Source organism: Gallibacterium salpingitidis (assembly GCF_030517105.1).
Taxonomy (GTDB): Bacteria; Pseudomonadota; Gammaproteobacteria; order Enterobacterales; family Pasteurellaceae; genus Gallibacterium; species Gallibacterium salpingitidis.
In genome coordinates, this window is sequence record NZ_CP103875.1 from 1345163 (window position 1) to 1362524 (window position 17362).

15 protein-coding genes and 1 other RNA gene are annotated in these 17362 nt (G+C 36.2%); 3 read left to right on the top strand and 13 right to left on the bottom strand.

Features of this window, described 5'->3' with window-relative positions; translation table 11 throughout:
* Positions 1-26: 26 nt before the first annotated feature.
* Both NYR30_RS06350 and NYR30_RS06355 read left to right on the top strand, forming a co-directional pair.
* Positions 27-1259, top strand: a complete 1233-nt coding sequence (locus NYR30_RS06350; protein ID WP_066111866.1) for a paraquat-inducible protein A — start codon at positions 27-29, stop codon at positions 1257-1259.
* Positions 1243-3897, top strand: coding sequence for a PqiB family protein (locus tag NYR30_RS06355; RefSeq protein WP_302502361.1), 2655 nt, complete (start codon positions 1243-1245; stop codon positions 3895-3897). The genes NYR30_RS06350 and NYR30_RS06355 overlap by 17 nt, the downstream gene beginning before the upstream one ends.
* A gap of 134 nt (positions 3898-4031) precedes the next feature.
* On the opposite strand, the gene NYR30_RS06360 is transcribed toward NYR30_RS06355, so the two are convergent.
* A complete protein-coding gene (locus tag NYR30_RS06360; RefSeq protein WP_302502362.1) occupies positions 4032-4532 on the bottom strand; it encodes a helix-turn-helix domain-containing protein in 501 nt (166 codons plus the stop codon).
* Between the two features lie 129 nt (positions 4533-4661).
* Between NYR30_RS06360 and NYR30_RS06365 the strand changes: the two genes are divergently transcribed.
* On the top strand, positions 4662-5423 hold the full coding sequence (locus NYR30_RS06365; RefSeq protein ID WP_302502363.1) for a YaaW family protein: 762 nt from the start codon (positions 4662-4664) through the stop codon (positions 5421-5423).
* Positions 5424-5659: 236 nt separating this feature from the next.
* Here NYR30_RS06365 and ffs read toward each other — a convergent pair.
* The 12 genes from ffs to NYR30_RS06425 all read right to left on the bottom strand — a co-directional run bounded on the left by ffs (position 5660) and on the right by NYR30_RS06425 (position 17361).
* Positions 5660-5757, bottom strand: an RNA gene (gene ffs / locus NYR30_RS06370) — signal recognition particle sRNA small type.
* A gap of 113 nt (positions 5758-5870) precedes the next feature.
* Positions 5871-7796, bottom strand: a complete 1926-nt coding sequence (locus tag NYR30_RS06375; protein WP_066111875.1) for an ABC transporter ATP-binding protein — start codon at positions 7794-7796, stop codon at positions 5871-5873.
* Between the two features lie 130 nt (positions 7797-7926).
* Positions 7927-9372 (bottom strand): surface lipoprotein assembly modifier, encoded by a 1446-nt coding sequence (locus NYR30_RS06380; RefSeq protein WP_302502364.1) that lies wholly within the window; start codon positions 9370-9372, stop codon positions 7927-7929.
* Positions 9373-9434: 62 nt separating this feature from the next.
* Complete coding sequence (locus NYR30_RS06385; protein ID WP_302502365.1) at positions 9435-9764, bottom strand: hypothetical protein; 330 nt, start codon at positions 9762-9764, stop codon at positions 9435-9437.
* A 280-nt stretch (positions 9765-10044) separates the two neighbouring features.
* Positions 10045-10962 carry a siderophore ABC transporter substrate-binding protein gene (locus tag NYR30_RS06390; RefSeq protein ID WP_066111883.1) on the bottom strand — a complete coding sequence of 306 codons (918 nt, stop codon included), beginning with the start codon at positions 10960-10962 and terminating at the stop codon, positions 10045-10047.
* Between the two features lie 38 nt (positions 10963-11000).
* Positions 11001-11762 carry an iron ABC transporter ATP-binding protein gene (locus NYR30_RS06395; protein WP_302502366.1) on the bottom strand — a complete coding sequence of 254 codons (762 nt, stop codon included), beginning with the start codon at positions 11760-11762 and terminating at the stop codon, positions 11001-11003.
* Complete coding sequence (locus NYR30_RS06400) at positions 11753-12718, bottom strand: iron chelate uptake ABC transporter family permease subunit (protein ID WP_302502368.1); 966 nt, start codon at positions 12716-12718, stop codon at positions 11753-11755. The genes NYR30_RS06395 and NYR30_RS06400 overlap by 10 nt, the downstream gene beginning before the upstream one ends.
* Positions 12711-13664, bottom strand: coding sequence for an ABC transporter permease (locus NYR30_RS06405; RefSeq protein ID WP_302502370.1), 954 nt, complete (start codon positions 13662-13664; stop codon positions 12711-12713). The genes NYR30_RS06400 and NYR30_RS06405 overlap by 8 nt, the downstream gene beginning before the upstream one ends.
* A 208-nt stretch (positions 13665-13872) precedes the next feature.
* The gene (gene modA, locus NYR30_RS06410) at positions 13873-14631 is read right to left on the bottom strand and encodes a molybdate ABC transporter substrate-binding protein (protein WP_302502372.1); all 759 of its coding nucleotides are present in this window, start codon (positions 14629-14631) and stop codon (positions 13873-13875) included.
* Positions 14632-14780: 149 nt separating this feature from the next.
* The gene (gene modC / locus NYR30_RS06415) at positions 14781-15848 is read right to left on the bottom strand and encodes a molybdenum ABC transporter ATP-binding protein (protein WP_302502374.1); all 1068 of its coding nucleotides are present in this window, start codon (positions 15846-15848) and stop codon (positions 14781-14783) included.
* A complete protein-coding gene (modB, locus tag NYR30_RS06420; protein ID WP_066111893.1) occupies positions 15841-16560 on the bottom strand; it encodes a molybdate ABC transporter permease subunit in 720 nt (239 codons plus the stop codon). The genes modC and modB overlap by 8 nt, the downstream gene beginning before the upstream one ends.
* A 30-nt stretch (positions 16561-16590) precedes the next feature.
* Complete coding sequence (locus NYR30_RS06425; protein ID WP_066111895.1) at positions 16591-17361, bottom strand: ABC transporter permease; 771 nt, start codon at positions 17359-17361, stop codon at positions 16591-16593.
* Position 17362 lies beyond the last annotated feature (1 nt).

The following is a 17362-nucleotide window of genomic DNA, read 5'->3' on the forward strand; positions in this document are numbered from 1 at the left end:
AATAGTGTCACTCAAGCAAAATTTCAATGTTAATTAAGCGATTCTCCTCAATTTCTGCGACGGAACGTGCAATTTGTTGTGATGTTTGTGATCACGCAATGTTATTACCATCATTACAAAAAAATCAAAAAGCAAACTGTCCACACTGTCACCATACTGTGCGGGTTGGCAATTTGTGGAGTTTAAAACGCTGCTCGATTTTAGCATTATCTATTCTAATTTTAATGCCATTCGCCTTCTCTTTTCCGTTGTTAAATATCCAACTCTTGGGTACACCAATTTATGCTTCCATTTGGAGCGGTGTCTGGAAAATGGCAACTGAAGGCTATCCTTACACTGCTTTTTTGGTGTTATTCTGCGCGATTGTGATGCCTATTGCTTTTGTGGTCATTATTATTTTATTACAGATCTGTTATCTGTTTAAAATCAACGCCAAAATGCTTTTATTATCATTAAATTACATCAAATCTTGGGTAATGTTAGATGTTTATCTTGTATCACTTGGTGTTGCAGCATTTAAAGTCAGAGAATATGCCAGTATCTCTTTTACACTCTATTTATTACCTTTTGTTTTAGTCACTTTCCTGACTATTTTGCTATTTACAAAGACTTCACCTAAACAATTTTGGGATAAATTTTATCCCTATCCAACTTCACCAGATGCTCATCTGCGTTATTGTAAAACTTGTGGGTTGAGTTTCCCTGCCGAACAAGCTATTGGTCACTTTTGCCCGCGCTGCCACGCTGATACTTCAGTAGATACCAATTTAATTTTACAACGCACATGGAGTACATTAATTGCTGGGGCGATTATGCTTATTCCAGCAAATTTATTGCCAATTTCTGTCGTTTATGTCAATGGTGCACCAAGCGCAGATACACTAATGTCCGGTGTTATTGCATTTATGCAGATGGGCAATTACAGCATTGCTGCAATTGTTTTTATTGCTAGTATTTTTGTTCCTGTTTCTAAAATTTTAATTATGCTGTACTTACTCGGCTGTGTGCATTTTGGTTACGGGAAAAACATTCACCTACAAATGAAATTATTTGAAATTGTCCACTTTGTCGGGCGTTGGTCAATGCTCGATCTATTCGTTCTCTCACTAATGATGTCTTTAGTTACGCGTGGGCAAATTATCAGCTTTTCAGTAGGCCCAGCCGCTATTTATTTTGGTTTAGCCGTATTTTTAACTATGATTTCTGCGGAAGTCTTTGATACTCGTTTACTTTGGAAAAATTATGAAGCACATAAATAACGCAAATACTTCAACACCTGCCAAAATCTCCGCTATTAAGCGGATTTCTCCTTTCTGGTTATTACCTTTTATTGCCTTTTGTGTCGGTGTTGTGTTGTTTTATCAATTACACAAAGAACAAGGCGAACAGATCACTATTTATTTCTCTGAAGGTTCAGGGTTGGTTGCTGAAAAAACGCCAATTCGTTATCAAGGATTACAGATTGGTTTAGTTAAGAAAGTCAATTTCACTGCTGATATGAAATCTGTACAAGTAACCGCCAATATCTATCCTGAAGCGGTTTCAGTATTAAGAGAAGATACTAAATTCTGGATCGTACAACCGACTGCAACTTTAGCTGGTGTATCTGGTTTAGACGCATTAGTTTCCGGAAACTATATTACCCTTGCACCGGGAAAAAGTGATGAAACTGAAGATACCTTTATTGCCGAAGAAGAAGGACCGATTGCAGAGTTGAACGAAGGCGATTTATTAATCCATTTAATTGCTGATGACCTCGGTTCAATCGAATTAGGGTCAAGTATCTTCTTCCGCAAAGTCCCTGTTGGTAAAGTTAATAACTATAATTTTACTGATGATAAGAAAGTGGCTATTGATCTAATTATTGATAAACAATATGCCAAATTTGTGAAACAAGATAGCCGCTTCTGGAATATTAGTGGCATTAAAGTAGATGCTAGCCTAAACGGTATTTCAATCAATATGGACAGTGTGCGCGCGATTGTACAAGGTGCTATCGCCTTTGATTCTCCAGATGATAGTCCAGAAGCAAAAAGTGATAGTACATTTTCACTATACTCTTCTATTAAAGCCGCAAAACGCGGTTTAAATGTCGATATTACTCTGCCTCATGATACATTTGGCTTAAGAGAGAACGAAACACCAGTCTATTTTCGTGATATCCAAGTCGGTGTATTAAGTGAAATTAATTATAATGATGATGACGAAACAACTGTCCATAGCAGTAAAACCATGCAAGCAAAATTATTAGTCGATCCTAGTATCAAAAATAATTTAAAGACAGGCTCAAAGATTGTGTTAAGAGATCGCCCATCATTAGCAGAAGTCAATAATCTTGCTCAATTTCTACAAGGTAAGTATTTTGAAATTGTCGAAGGCAGTGGAAAACCAACACTCTCATTTAATGTGATTAAACAATCTGAACTTTTACTGCAACAGCCGGGTGTGCTAATTCTTACTCTTACAGCGCCACAAACTTATAATATCGAAGAAGGACAACCGATTGTTTACAACGGATTAAAAATTGGTGAGGTTGTTTCACGTACAGTAGATATTAAACAAGCCTCTTTCCAAGTAGTTATTCTTGCTGCCTATCGTCACTTAATTAATGCCGAAACACTCTTTGTTGCTGCAAGTAATTTTAACTTAAACCTTAGCAGCGACGGCGTACAATTAAACGTTGATTCACCGCGCAAATGGCTGCAAGGCGGAATTAGCGTATTACTGCAATCCAATAAACATAGTGCGCCATTAAGCGAATATCCTTTATATGAAAATAATAGCAATGCGTTAGCCGGTATCACTTCTAATGAAATCAAGCCAACCATTGTATTAACCACACAAGAATTACCAGATATTAGCGAAAACTCTTTGGTGTTATATCGTCGTTTACCCGTAGGGAAAATTTTAAGTATTACACCAACAAAACAAGGCTTTGCTGTTGGCGTCTTTATTAATCAACAATATCGTTATCTCTTTAATAAACAAAGCCGTTTCTGGGCGGAAAGCGCAGTACAAGTTGATGTTTCACTACAAGGAGTTGATATTAAAGCCTCGCCCCTTTCTCGTATCTTAAAAGGCGCTATCAGTTTTGATAATGTCGCGCATAATGGTGAACAAACAATTTTATATCCAGATAAAATTTCTGCCTTTTCCGCAGGACAAGAAATTCAGTTAATTGCTAATGATGCAACGAATCTGGCTGTCGGTATGCCATTACGCTATTTAGGTGTCACTATTGGCTCAATCCAAAAAATTTCATTAGATGACAAAAAACAACAAGTGATTGCTAAGGCATTGATTACTGGAGATTATTTCGCTCAACTCATTAAACAAGGTAGTAAATTCGCGCTTATCACACCGCAAATTTCAGCTAGCGGAGTAGAAAACTTAGATGCGTTATTGAAACCTTATATTGAAGTAAGCTTCGGACAAGGGGCATTACAAACACGCTTTAAACTGACACAAAGTAATGAAAATAACAAATATAGTAATGGATTCCCATTGGTATTGGAAACAGAAAGTGCTGCTTCATTATCAATCGGTGCACCTGTGCTCTATCGTGGTATTCAAGTAGGTGAAATCAGTAATATTCAATTAAATACCACTGCGGATCGGGTTTTTGTGGACATTACGCTTGGACAACAATATCGTCATCTCGTCCGTCAAAATAGTGAATTCTGGCTCGCTTCCGGCTATTCATTAGACGTCGGTTGGAGCGGAGTTAATCTGCAAACAGGTACTGCACAACAGTTACTCAAGGGTGGCATTGCTTTCTCAACACCATCAGGCAAAGTGGTCCAACCAACCGCAAAACCTTATCAACATTTCTTATTGCAGACAAAGAAACCAGCAGAAAGCCAGCAATGGAATCAAGGCAGCGCACCAACTGAATAATTCTGTTTAAATAAAATTTCCTCTTTGATCAGCTAAACTGAACTGATGAAAGAGGATTTTTATTCTATTTTACAAATACTCACTTCATTAATATACTGAAAAATAGACAGTTTTTATAAATATATTATTTCAAACTATACTTTTATATGTTTTCTTTTTTTTAATAAAACCATAAGCCGATCTTGTAATTGATAAACTAAACTTTCCAACTGACTGACTTGTTTTTTAATAACTTCTATTTCTTGGTGTTTTATTAAACTCTGAATGATTTTATTCTTTTCTTTGATTTCTTTATCTTGTCGAAGAATAATATTATTTTTTTCTTCAATCATTTTGGTGAGCTCTTTCACTCTATTTATCAGTTCAATCGTATTGGGAGGAGGGGGGGGGGGGGGGATGGAAACAGGAGGTGACATAGCATCATTATTAGAAAAATAAATAAAACTAACTAAATCAACTGCTAATATTTGAGCTATTTGTTCAAGGCGTTTTAAATTTATTGATGATACTCCTCGCTCAATTTTTGCATAACCAGGAACAGACATCTCCAATTTTTCTGCCATTTGTTCTTGAGTCAATCCTTTATGCTTTCTAAGTTCAGCAATCTTACAACTAAATTTATTATTTAAGTGCATAAATCCTCCTAGTTAAATTAATAGATACTTACAAGGTACTGAAAAAAGTCTTTTTGGTTACTGTTCCCAGTATATTCTAGAATTTAAACTACACAAGAATTATTCATTTACTTTTTAGAGGGAATTATTATGGCTTATAGACATGATCCAGATTTGGAATTTTTAAGTACTTGTTCATCATATGAATTGAATGATCTCGTTTCAACACTCATATATGATAAAAATGGCTCACCTAGATTTACAGAAAGCCTAACATCTAATGAAAAATATAAACGTTTCTACCCAGAACATTCCCATTATTGGCAAGAAATAGCAGAGGAAATTCAAATATTTGGTGGCAATTCATTTGCTAATTTATTTCGTGGTAGGGTAGGTGTTCCATATAAAGAAATACTTTGTGATGTTTGCGACAAAATGAAAGTGAACTACAATAAATTTTCATCCACTACACAAATTGAACGAAATTTATTAATGAAGATTCTAAATGATGCCTTAGAAAAAATGACACCTGAAGAATTGAATAAATTAGCTAGGGAATTAGGGCTAAAAAATATCTCAAACTTAAATGCTCAAGCGGCTACAACAATATTTATTTCTGTATTTAAAGCTGGTGGGTTTAAATCTTATCAATTAACAGTGATTATTGTGAATGCCATCCTGAAAGCTCTCATTGGTAGAGGACTGTCTTTTGGTGGGAATATTGTGCTGACTAGAACAGCATCAATTTTGACTGGACCTATTGGTTGGGCAATTACAGCAATTTGGACAGCTGTAGATCTTGCTGGACCAGCATATCGGGTAACAATACCTACAGTAATACAAATTACTTATTTAAGATCACTTAATGAAAATAGAGAAGCAATCAAAATGAGCGAGCAAATCAATTTTTGATTTATAATTTAATTAATTAAAAACACTAATCTCCACTGACAGAGTTATAATAATTTCATCAGTGGAGATATATATTTCCTACATATATGGTCTTATAAACATAGTTACAATTCATTTATTAAAAACCACAAAAATTTTTAAATTATGACTGACTAACTCTTCTACAAATAAAGTGTACGTTTAATGAAATAACTTAATGATTATTAGATTTACTCAATAACATTTTGATGGTGGAGTCCTTTCCAGCTGAATCTCGGCACACAAAGTTCTAACTTGGGCTGCTTTCTTCCGAACCTGACCCGCTGAGCTAGAGTTTGTTGCGAGGAACCGAAAAGGCCTCCATTGAAGATGTCGAAAATACGAGGCGCATTATCTGATAAATAGTGGTGAAATGCAAGTTCGTCTAGCGTTATTGCTTATTCATTCAACATTTCACCGCAATTAACGTTAAGCGTTAGCGATTTCTTCTAATTCAGCCCAACGAGTTAACGCATCATCTAATGCTTGTTCTTGTTCCGCCAACTGCTGTAATTTTGCACTTGTTACTTCATTTGACTGAGTAAAGAAATCTGGGTGATTAATTTCTTGCTGCAATTGCTGAATTTGTTGTTCTAATTGTTCTAACAATTCAGGCATTTTGGCTAATTCTTGTTGTTCTTTGTACGAAAGTTTTACTTTCCGCACTTTATTAGCTCGAAACTCTTGTTTCTTATCTGTTTTTGGTTCTTCTACTTCAGGTTTGCTTGGCTTAGCTTCAGCTTGTTTTTTCACCAACACATTCGCTTGTTGCTGCTTCGCATCGTGGTAGCCGCCAACATATTTATTCAATACCCCATCACCTTCAAAGATAAAACATTCTGTTGCCGTATTATCAATAAACTGACGATCATGGCTTACGATAATGACCGTACCAGCATACTCTGTTAATAACTCTTCCAATAATTCTAAAGTTTCTACATCTAAATCATTGGTCGGCTCATCCAGAATTAATAAGTTGTTTGGTTTCAGCAATAATTTTGCCAACAATAAACGATTTTTTTCACCGCCTGAGAGTGCTTTTACTGGTGTCATCGCTCGTTTCGGTGGGAATAAGAAATCTTGTAAATAGCCTAATACATGGCATTTTACTCCATTGACCTCTACATCTTGTTTACCGTCAGCGACATTATCCATTACTGTTTTTTCTGGATCTAACATCGAACGATATTGATCAAAATAGGCCACTTCTAATTTGGTACCTGTATGTACTCGCCCTGAGGTCGGCTGTAATTCCCCTAATAACAATTTAATAAAGGTTGTTTTACCGCAACCATTTGGACCAATTAAAGCAATTTTATCGCCGCGCAAAATGGTAGTTGAAAAGTCTTTTAATAAAACTTTATCACCAATTTGATAATTTAAATTTTCAATTTCAAAGACAATCTTACCGGAACGCACTGCATTATCGACTTGAATATTGGCTTTACCCATTACATCTCGACGCTGACGACGCTCCTCACGCATCGCTTTTAACGCACGTACACGCCCTTCATTACGGGTACGTCTAGCTTCAATCCCCTTACGAATCCAAACTTCTTCCTGCGCTAAACGTTTATCAAACAATTCATTTTGCAACGCTTCCACACGCAAATTCTCTTCTTTCTCCAGTAAATATTGATCATAATTTCCCGGATAAGAAACCAACTTACCACGATCGAGATCGATAATACGAGTTGCCATACGACGAATAAAAGCGCGGTCGTGTGAAATAAACACAATACTGCCTTTAAATTCAAGCAGTAGATTTTCCAACCAACTGATAGTATCCACATCAAGGTGGTTAGTTGGTTCATCAAGCAATAATAAATCTGGTTCACTCACCAAAGCTCTCGCTAGTGCAGCTTTACGCTGCCAACCACCTGACAATTCAGATAACGCTGTATCCGGGTTTAAACCTAATCTTGCCAATACTTCTTGAATACGAGTTTCAAAACGCCAACCATTTAAATGTTCTAATTGCGCTTGAATTTCAGATAAACGCGTTAAAGTTTTCTCTTGGTAATCTTGGGTAAGTTGTAATGATAATTGGTGATACTCTTTTAATAATTGCGCTAAATCTTTAATTCCTTCCGCAACATAATCAAATACGGTTCCCTCAATATGACGTGGCGGATCCTGTTCCAAACGAGCAATAATCCGATCTTTTTCTACAATTAATTGCCCATCGTCCATACCTGCTTCACCGGCAAGAATTTTTAATAATGTTGATTTTCCTGCACCATTACGTCCAACTAAACAGACTCGCTCGCCAGCTTCAATCGTCATATTGGCATGGTCTAATAATGGATGATCACTAAAAGAGAGATACGCATCAGAAAGGGTTAAGATTGCCATATTTTTCCTATTATCAAGTTGCAACTTTTTTCGGGCGCTTATTGTAGCAAAAATTTGTTTATTTCCCATTTACCAGATAAAAAAATCCTCACCAACTCGTGAGGAGTTATCACACTCTTAATGCAAGTAATCAAAACGTTTTTTCAAATACCAGATTTACATTTTTATCGGTATAAGCGTACATTGATGGAATATTGCTATCTTGCTTCTTCCATGAAAATCTGACTTTCGGGGTAATGCCCCAAAAATACCAATCACGTTTCCATAGCATCAAATTCGCTTGATAAATTTTATCTGCACGAACTTTGCCTAATGGCAATATATTCGCTAAAACAGCTTGATCCTTATAATCCCGTTTTGTAAACGCTACACTTAAACGAGAAGAAATCCCTTGATACCACTCTTGTCCCCAACCCAATCTTAAAGTTTTCGCATCATGACTATATTGTTTCACCGCAGTTTTCTCACGATAAAAATCAGAGCCAAAATAGAAATATTGCTGTGGTGTGCGTAACCATAACACCGTCATTGAAGCTAATTGATTATGACCGTTTAATGCCTCACTGGTAAAATAGTGCTGTTTAGCATATTCCAACGCTGTTGAAAGCTGCCAATTTGTTGATAACCAACGGTTCCATTCGCCACGAACACCATTTGACCATTGGTAACGTTTATCACCAATCCAACGACGCTCATAAAACGGCAGCAAACGCCAAGTCTGCTCTGCACTTTTATGTGTATAACCTACATAAGTACGATTTAATACATCATTATAGTCACGATTATCCCAATAAAATTTGCCAAAAAGATTATTTTCTAGCGACAAATAATGTGCGCCAAATAAATTAATATCTTTTGATAAATTAAATGAGTAAGCGACGCCATGTGCTGATTGCGGCAGCATTTGGTCTGCTTTTATAAAACCAGTATTTTCAATTTCTCGTGTAGAAGAGGTGTTATTCACATTATGATCTTGTAAATAATTCACCGAAAAACTGGTTTTCCAGCCGGAACGCTGTTCAAGCGCAGTTAAATAACGATCAATCAGTGCTTTTATTGGTGCAGGAATATTCTCCGCTGTTTTCGCTTTGTTAAATTGATCTTCTGCCGCACTATTTTGTTGATCCTTAAACAAGGTAATCGCTAAAGCAATTCGTACCGGGTTGAGCTGCGGATTGATTGCTAAAATTTGGCGAAATTTATTGATCGCCTCAGCATATTGCTGTTGTGCATCGGCTAAAGTTCCTTCTGCAAACAGCACCAAAATTTCATCTTTATCAGAAAAAGCCTGATAAATCGGTAAAACTTTCGCAATCACCGCATAATTTCTTTGTAAAATCGCCTGATTTAAAATTTTTTCTGCTAATTGCGGATTATGTTGAAGATCAGTTATTGCAATTTTAATCGTCTTTTCAGTGCTATGTTCAATAACTGGTGACTGCGTTAGTGCTTCTGGCTTAGCAACAACAGTCACATCTTCTATTTCAGGTGGAGTATGCAATACTTCTGTTTGTGCCAATGTATCAATTGGAATCAACGTAAATGGTAAAAGGGTTGTTAGTAATCTTTTTTTCATTAGTGTTTATTAAAATTTATAATCAGGAAAAGCCCATTATATGGGCTTGTTTAGAGTTAAGATTAGTGTGGTTCAGATAGCACATAAACTATACCATTAAAAAGACCATCAGCAACTTTTTTTCCATCTTTTTCTACTTCAAATTTACCAAATGTCATGTCTGTTTTTGTTTCACCACCAGCTAAAATACCTTGGTAAGTACCAGAAATTTTACCTAGATCACCATCCTCTTTGGTAACAATTGTTCCTTTATATCCTTCATTAATTAATGAAGTTTTATCCAGATTAATAAAATTATCTCCACCAAAATCAATTACGCCTGATACCATATTTTCCTCAATATGCAAGCTTAAAGTTCCTTGTATTTGGTTTTGACTACCTAAATCTCTCATATAAGCATTTCCTTTATAAGTAGCACTAATAAGTTTAGAACCTAGATCTTTTAAGATTACATCATCTTTTACATTGTAAAAATATTCATATGCCTTCTGATTATTTACCGTTTTTTCAATATAACCATAATCGGCATAACTGATACTAACATCATTTAAACTATGCTGAACTTCATTAGTTCGTTGCTGATTTTATTGTTGAGCTTGTTGCTGAGCCTGTTTACTAATTCCTTGTTTTGCATCATCTGCTAACGCTGCAATTTTATCAACGATAATTAAATTATTTTACTGCACTTTCTAATTCAGTAATCATATTTTCAGTTGCTTTTAAACCACCAAATGCTAAATACCAATTTGCTGCATCTAAATAAACAATATGTTTTTGTTGATAAGCTTTGGTTTTCTTAATTAAATCGTTATTTAATACTACTTGCGCATTACCTTTTTTATCAGTAATTGCCGCTGTACGATCTACTACTAATAAATAATCTGGATTTTTCTCTAGTACATATTCAAAACCAACACTCATGCCATGAGTAGATGATTTAATATTTTTATCTGCTGGTGTAAAACCAAATTTTTGATAAACCAAACCATAACGAGAAGTATCGCCATATGCGCTGATTCTGTTTTCATTCACTAACACTAATAACGCAGTTTTACCTTTAGTGACTTCAGCTAACCCATTAATTTTCTTATCTAAATCAGCAATTCTTTGTTTAGCTTCCGCTTCTTTATTAACAATCTTACCTAGAATATCAATGTTATTGACTAATGATGGATAAAAATCATTAAAATCATTTTGATAATAGAATACTGGCGCAATCTCTTTAAAACGATCCAACATTTTTTGCTGACGTCCAGAAGCAATAATCAAATCAGGTTTCAATTCATTAATTTTTTCAAACGCTGGTTCTGGCAATGAACCCACATTAGCAAAGGTATCTGCCTTAAAAGATTCTAAATAGGCAGGTAATGCGGTGGATTTTGGAATACCAACAATACGATCTGTCGCACCTAACTCACGCAAAGTATCAGCAACGCCATAATCCAACACCACAATACGTTTCGCATCTTGCGGAATAGTTTGTTCACCAACTGAAGTTTTTACGGTGATATCTTGCGCTTGACTCGGTAAACCAGCTAATAACCCAACTAAGCCTAAAAGTCCTACAGCCAATTTCACTGTTTTTTTCATATTTTATGTTCTCCTTAATCAATAAATAAGCGAAAAAATTAACGAAAATAGGTGGCAATACGCTGCCCATTAATTTGTTGAATCGGAATGTGCATATCGTAAATACCAGCTAACACGTCCGTTTGCATAATCTGCTCCACTGCACCCTCTGCAACTAATCTGCCTTGTTGCATCGCCACAATATAGTCCGCATAGCAAGAGGCAAAATTAATATCGTGAATAACGATTACCACTGTTTTGCCAAGGTTTTCTACTAACTTACGCAACACTTTCATAATTTGCACAGAATGTTTCATATCCAAATTATTCAATGGTTCATCGAGCAAAATATAGTCCGTATCTTGTGCTAAGGTCATCGCAATATAAGCACGTTGCCGTTGTCCACCACTCAAGGTGTGAATATATTTATGCTGCAACTCCGTCAAATTCATATAGTCAATGGCATGAGCAATCGCTTCTCGATCCTGTGCTGTTAAACGCCCTTTACTATAAGGAAAACGTCCAAAAGCAACTAACTCTTCAACCGTTAAACGCAAATGGATATGATTGCTCTGCTTTAAAATCGCTAACTGACGAGCAATATTTTCGCTAGTTTGTTGTTGTAGCGGCACACCATTTAAAATCACTTCACCTTGATCTGCTTGTAACAAACGGCTCACAATCGCCAATAAAGTACTTTTTCCCGCACCATTTGGCCCAATAAACGCAGTAATTTTTCCTTGCGGAATTGTGAGCGATACATCATCAACCACTAATTGTTGGCCAAAAGCTTTACTAATATTCTTTAATTCTATTGCCATGCTTTATTTGTCCTAAGTAATAAATAAATGAAATACACCCCACCAATAAAATTCACCAAAATACTTAATGTTGTTTTAAATGTCAGAATTTGCGCCACAATAAATTGCCCCAGAACCAAAGTGATAATGGCAATTAAAATAGCGGTCGGAATTAACCACTTATGTTGATGACGTGGCATAAACTCAAAAGTAATATTCATCACCAACAATCCTAAAAAGGTAATAGGCCCAACCAACGCTGTTGCGATTGATACTAAAATGGTGATAATGATTAATAGCTGTTTAGTTACTCGTTGATAATTCACCCCTAAATTGATCGCTTGATCACGCCCCAACGCTAATACATCCAGCACCCGCACATAACGCAAACTAAATAAAGTTGTCACGCCAATAATGGCAATGGCAATCCATAAAATATTGGTGTTAATACGATTAAAACTGGCGAAGCCAATATCTTGCGTAATTTGAAACTCATTTGGATCAATTAACACTTCCATAAAAGTGGTCATACTTTGGAATAAAGTACCGAAAACAATCCCCACCAATAATAAAAAGAACATATTTTGCTGTTCTTGTTGAAATAACAAACGATACAACAACAGCGCAAACGCAAGCATTACCATCGTAGAAAGGAAAAATAGACCAATCGAATCGATCGCCAATAATGCTGCTGAACCTGAACTAAAAATGATCGCTGTTTGGATAAATAGATAGAGAGAATCTAATCCTAAGATACTTGGTGTCAAAATTCGGTTATTCACCAACGGCTGAAATAACATTGTTGCCAAAGCAATAGCAGTACCAGTGGCAATAATTGCTACTAACGATAAAGCTCGATGCGTTAGAGCATATTCCCAACGTGACGGTAATTGATAAAACAGATAAAAAGCACTCACCATTAATACGATTAGTAACAGTAATGCCAATTTCAACTTACACGAAAACAGACTACGCATTACGATACCTTTGAAATAATAAATAGAGGAAAATTGCACTGCCAAAAACACCAACTACCGCATTAATAGAAATTTCATATGGATAGATAATGACACGCCCTAAAATATCGCAACATAAGACAAAAATTGCGCCGAGAATCGCTGTATGTGAGAGCGTTTTACGCAGATTATCTCCTAAATAAAGCGTAACAATATTAGGTACGATTAAACCTAAAAATGGAATAACGCCTACGGTGACAATAACAATCGCAGAAACAATAGATACTATCGCTAAACCTAGATAAAGCACTTGCTTATAATTCAAACCTAGATTAGTCGCAAATTCTTCTCCCATTCCTACAATAGAAAAACGTTGAGCAAAAATATAAGCCAGCAACAAAGTGGGAATACTGATATACAACATTTCATAGCGACCACTCATAATCAATGAAAAATCCCCTTGCAGCCACGCAGATAAATTTTGTAACAGATCTTGTTGATAAGCGATAAAAGCAGTGATCGAACTAATAATATTGCCAAACATAATACCGACTAGCGGTACAAAAATCATATCGGTAAATTTGAGTTTTGACAGTAATGTCATAAATAGCAATGAACCAGCAAAAGCAGCAACAATCGCCACTGCGGATTTCAATAACATTGAAGCATTTGGAAAAAACAAAATCGCCAATAACACGCCTAATCTAGCACAATCCATCGTTCCTGCCGTAGTCGGTGAAACGAAACGATTACGGCTTAATTGCTGCATAACTAAGCCACAAATACTAAGACTAGCACCTGCAATTAAAATACTGATTAGACGAGGAACACGACTGATCATTAACACTTGCCACTGTTCAGTATCAAAAGCAAGCAAACCAGTTAAGGTAACTGAACTAACGCCAATGAGTAATGAAGAGAACGATAACACTACCAAAACTAACAACAAATATCGTCGCTGAATCATTATTTATCCCAACAAACCAAATGAGAATTATTTTTATTTTTCAAGCGACCAATATTGCCACTATCATTTATAGATTTCAAGTAGAAAATCGATCAGGAATGTTGATATTCAAGGATTGATAAGACTGTTCAGTATTCTAATTTAAATAAAAAACCTCACAATTTTCTGAAAATCATGAGGTCTATTAGCAGCTTAAAAAAGTAATAATTTATTTCGCTACACTAAATCCATATTGTGTAAAGACTTTTTTCGCATCATCAGATTGTAAGTAATCGAAGAACGCTTTTGCTGCTTTGCTATCGTGATCTTTCAATAAAGCTACTGGATATTCTACTTTTGGATAGCTATCCGCTGGGAATACGCCAACAATTTTTACTTTTTTACTTTGTTTAGCATCAGTACCGTAAACGACCCCTAAAGGCGCTTCATTACGTTCAACTAATGCTAATGCCGCACGCACATCTTTACCACGAGCTAATTTAGACTCGATTTTATCCCAGAAACCTAATTTGGTTGTTGCTGCTTTCATATATTGACCAGCAGGCACGTGATCTGGATCGCCCACAGAAAGGAAGTTATTATCAAGTTGTTTAATCCATTCGCCTTTTGCCACATCGACTTGATCAATTTTGCTGTCTTGGTTTGCGATCATCACTAACTCATTACCGACCAAAATTTTATCGCTGCCTGCAACAGTTAATCCTTTTGCTTTCAAATAATCCATCCACTTAGTATTGGCTGAAATAAAGATATTCGCTGGTGCTCCCTCTGCAATTTGTTTAGCTAAAGTTGATGAAGAAGCAAATGAAAAAACAATCTCATCAGCTGGTAATTTTTTCTTATAATCCTCTGCCACTTGTTGCAGCGCATTGGTCATTGAGGCTGCCGCAAAAACGGTCACTTGTTCGGCATTAGCTAAGCTAGCAGTCAATGCAAGTAATGAAGTAACTAACAACTTTTTAAACATAGGTTTTCTCCTATCAATTATTTACGAAATAGCATTTATCTTTAAAGATCATTCTCTTTCTAGATATGCAATTTAGGCAAACTTGCCATAAAAATTAAACTCTAGTTCATCTACAATGAAACTAGAAACTCTTACCCTAACGAAAGGGTTTAATATGCTAATAGATGGATATGCAGCATATTCAAATAAACTTGTTGCTTTTCAATTAATTGTAATTGCTGTGCGACAGCACTATTTATTAATGCAGTTACATTAATATTTTCATCAATTTTCACTTTTACTGCGGTTTGTTCCGCTGTGCTAACAATACTTTCTACTACTCCGACACAAGAATTCACTACGCTGCTATCCTTTAACGGCGTTGTCGTCAAAAAAAGATCTTGTTGATGAATGGTAATTTTTAAGATTTCTCCCAATGGATAATCTTTATTTAACGTTACACAAAAACGTTGTGAACCAACTTGCACAATCCCCTGTTGCAACTCGGGTAATTTTTCGCTTAATTCGCCTTGATAAATCCATTGTGTTGTTTGATTTTGCTGCCACTCTGCCAATAAACCGCTATTCCAAACAGTTTCTAAATCGGCGAACTCTACTAACTTACCCTCTTCCAGCAAAATCACCCGATTAGCCAACATCTTTAACTCTTCTAAGCTATGGGTAACATACAAAATAGGAATTTCGATCTCTTTTACCAAACGCAATAAATAACGCATTAGCTCTTGTTTTCTCGGCATATCCAGCGCAGATAATGGTTCATCCATTAATAATAATTGCGGATTGGACAATAACGCACGCCCAATCGCTACCCGCTGTTTTTCACCGCCCGACAAGGTTAATGGATAACGATCTAATAAATGCTCTAGCCCCAATAACTCAACAATAGCAGAAAATTTATGCGCAGCCGCTTTCGGCATACCATATTGTAAATTGCCTTTTACCCGATAATGTGGAAATAGACGAGCGTCTTGGAATACATAACCAATTTGTCGCTTTTCAACAGGTAAATTAATGCGTTGTGCAGTATCAACTAACACTCGATCTTGCAAAGTAATTCGTCCATTGTCAGGTGTACTCAAGCCACTGACCATATTCAGTAATGATGATTTTCCCGCTCCTGAACGCCCAAAAATCATCGTGATACCTTGCGTTGGAATTTGTAGATCTAACTCTACTGACAATGCTGAAAAACGTTTAGTCACTTGCAGATTAAGCATGACGTTGTCCTAATTTCTTATACATATAACGTGATAGCCATTCTGATAATAATAATGACAACAATGACAACATAATCGACAATAAACAGAGTTTAAACGCCTGATCTTCCGCACCAGGCGTTTGGATAAAGGAATACATTGCTAATGGAATAGTTTGCGTTTGCCCGACAATGTTAGATACAAAGGTAATGGTTGCACCAAACTCACCTAATGAGCGTGCAAAACCCAATACCATTCCCGCCAATACGCCCGGTAAGGCTAATGGCAAGGTAATGGTAAAGAAAACTCGATAAGGAGAAGCGCCAAGTGTTCTGGCGGTAGCTTCAAGATTGGCATCAATACTTTCTAAAGAAAGACGAATAGAGCGAACAACTAATGGAAAAGCGACTACGGCAGAGGCTAAAATCGCACCGCGCCAGCTAAAGGCAAAGGATAAACCAAACCAATCATACAAATATTGTCCAATGATTCCTTTACGCCCCATAATCACCAGCAATAGATAACCAATAACTACTGGCGGTAATACAAGCGGTAAATAGATCACACTATTGAGAATGGTTTTGCCATAAAACTGTTTACGCGCTAATAACCAAGCGACCAAAATGGCGAAAGGCAAACTCCATAACACTGCCCCTAACGCCACTTCCAAACTTAACCATAATGCATTAAGTTCTTGTGGTGTAAAAGATAAATAATGTTGCAAATCCTGCATTAATAGCTGCCCTCTCTATTTATCTATTATTTAATTTCTTAAACCAACACCACGTTTAATTAATTGATAAACAAAACCATATAAAATAAAGATAAATAGCGCTAATACGGTAAAAGTATAGTGCAAAGATACATCACTAATCCCTAAAAAGCCATAACGAAAACCGTTGATCATATACACGATCGGGTTTAGTTTTGACACCCATTGCCAAAACTCAGGCAATAAAGAGATCGAATAGAATACACCACCTAAATAAGTCAAAGGCGTTAGCACAAAAGTTGGAATAATCGAAGTATCATCAAAAGAGCGTGCAAACACTGCATTAATCAAACCGCCCAAAGAGAAAGTTGCCGTCGTCATCAATAAAATGCCGACAATCACTAACCACGAATAAACATCAAAACGGACAAAAAATAGCGACACTAAAGTGACTAAAAAGCCAACTAAAATACCACGCGCCATTCCTCCAGAAATATAACCTAAAATAATAATATGTGGTGAAGTTGGCGACACCAATAACTCCTCCACATTGCGTGCAAATTTAGTGCTATAAAATGAAGAAGCAACATTGGCGAATGAATTGGTAATCGCCGACATCATAATCAACCCTGGCACAATAAACTGCATATAGCTAACGCCATGCATTTCACCGATACGGCTACCAATTAATTGCCCAAAAATAATGAAATACAACATCATTGTAATCACTGGCGGCACTAACGTTTGCACCCAAATTCGCATAAAACGTTGAATCTCTTTACGTAAAATCGTTTTATAGGCAACCCATGCTAATGACGACATT

Coding starts and splice junctions, on each gene's coding strand:
- NYR30_RS06425 (WP_066111895.1), bottom strand. CDS start 17,361: ATGTCGTCATTAGCATGGGTTGCCTATAAAACGATTTTACGTAAAGAG.
- modA (WP_302502372.1), bottom strand. CDS start 14,631: ATGTTTAAAAAGTTGTTAGTTACTTCATTACTTGCATTGACTGCTAGC.
- NYR30_RS06400 (WP_302502368.1), bottom strand. CDS start 12,718: ATGCGTAGTCTGTTTTCGTGTAAGTTGAAATTGGCATTACTGTTACTA.
- NYR30_RS06360 (WP_302502362.1), bottom strand. CDS start 4,532: ATGCACTTAAATAATAAATTTAGTTGTAAGATTGCTGAACTTAGAAAG.
- NYR30_RS06365 (WP_302502363.1), top strand. CDS start 4,662: ATGGCTTATAGACATGATCCAGATTTGGAATTTTTAAGTACTTGTTCA.
- NYR30_RS06390 (WP_066111883.1), bottom strand. CDS start 10,962: ATGAAAAAAACAGTGAAATTGGCTGTAGGACTTTTAGGCTTAGTTGGG.
- NYR30_RS06385 (WP_302502365.1), bottom strand. CDS start 9,764: ATGAGAGATTTAGGTAGTCAAAACCAAATACAAGGAACTTTAAGCTTG.
- NYR30_RS06350 (WP_066111866.1), top strand. CDS start 27: ATGTTAATTAAGCGATTCTCCTCAATTTCTGCGACGGAACGTGCAATT.
- NYR30_RS06405 (WP_302502370.1), bottom strand. CDS start 13,664: ATGATTCAGCGACGATATTTGTTGTTAGTTTTGGTAGTGTTATCGTTC.
- NYR30_RS06355 (WP_302502361.1), top strand. CDS start 1,243: ATGAAGCACATAAATAACGCAAATACTTCAACACCTGCCAAAATCTCC.
- NYR30_RS06380 (WP_302502364.1), bottom strand. CDS start 9,372: ATGAAAAAAAGATTACTAACAACCCTTTTACCATTTACGTTGATTCCA.
- modC (WP_302502374.1), bottom strand. CDS start 15,848: ATGCTTAATCTGCAAGTGACTAAACGTTTTTCAGCATTGTCAGTAGAG.
- NYR30_RS06395 (WP_302502366.1), bottom strand. CDS start 11,762: ATGGCAATAGAATTAAAGAATATTAGTAAAGCTTTTGGCCAACAATTA.
- NYR30_RS06375 (WP_066111875.1), bottom strand. CDS start 7,796: ATGGCAATCTTAACCCTTTCTGATGCGTATCTCTCTTTTAGTGATCAT.
- modB (WP_066111893.1), bottom strand. CDS start 16,560: ATGCAGGATTTGCAACATTATTTATCTTTTACACCACAAGAACTTAAT.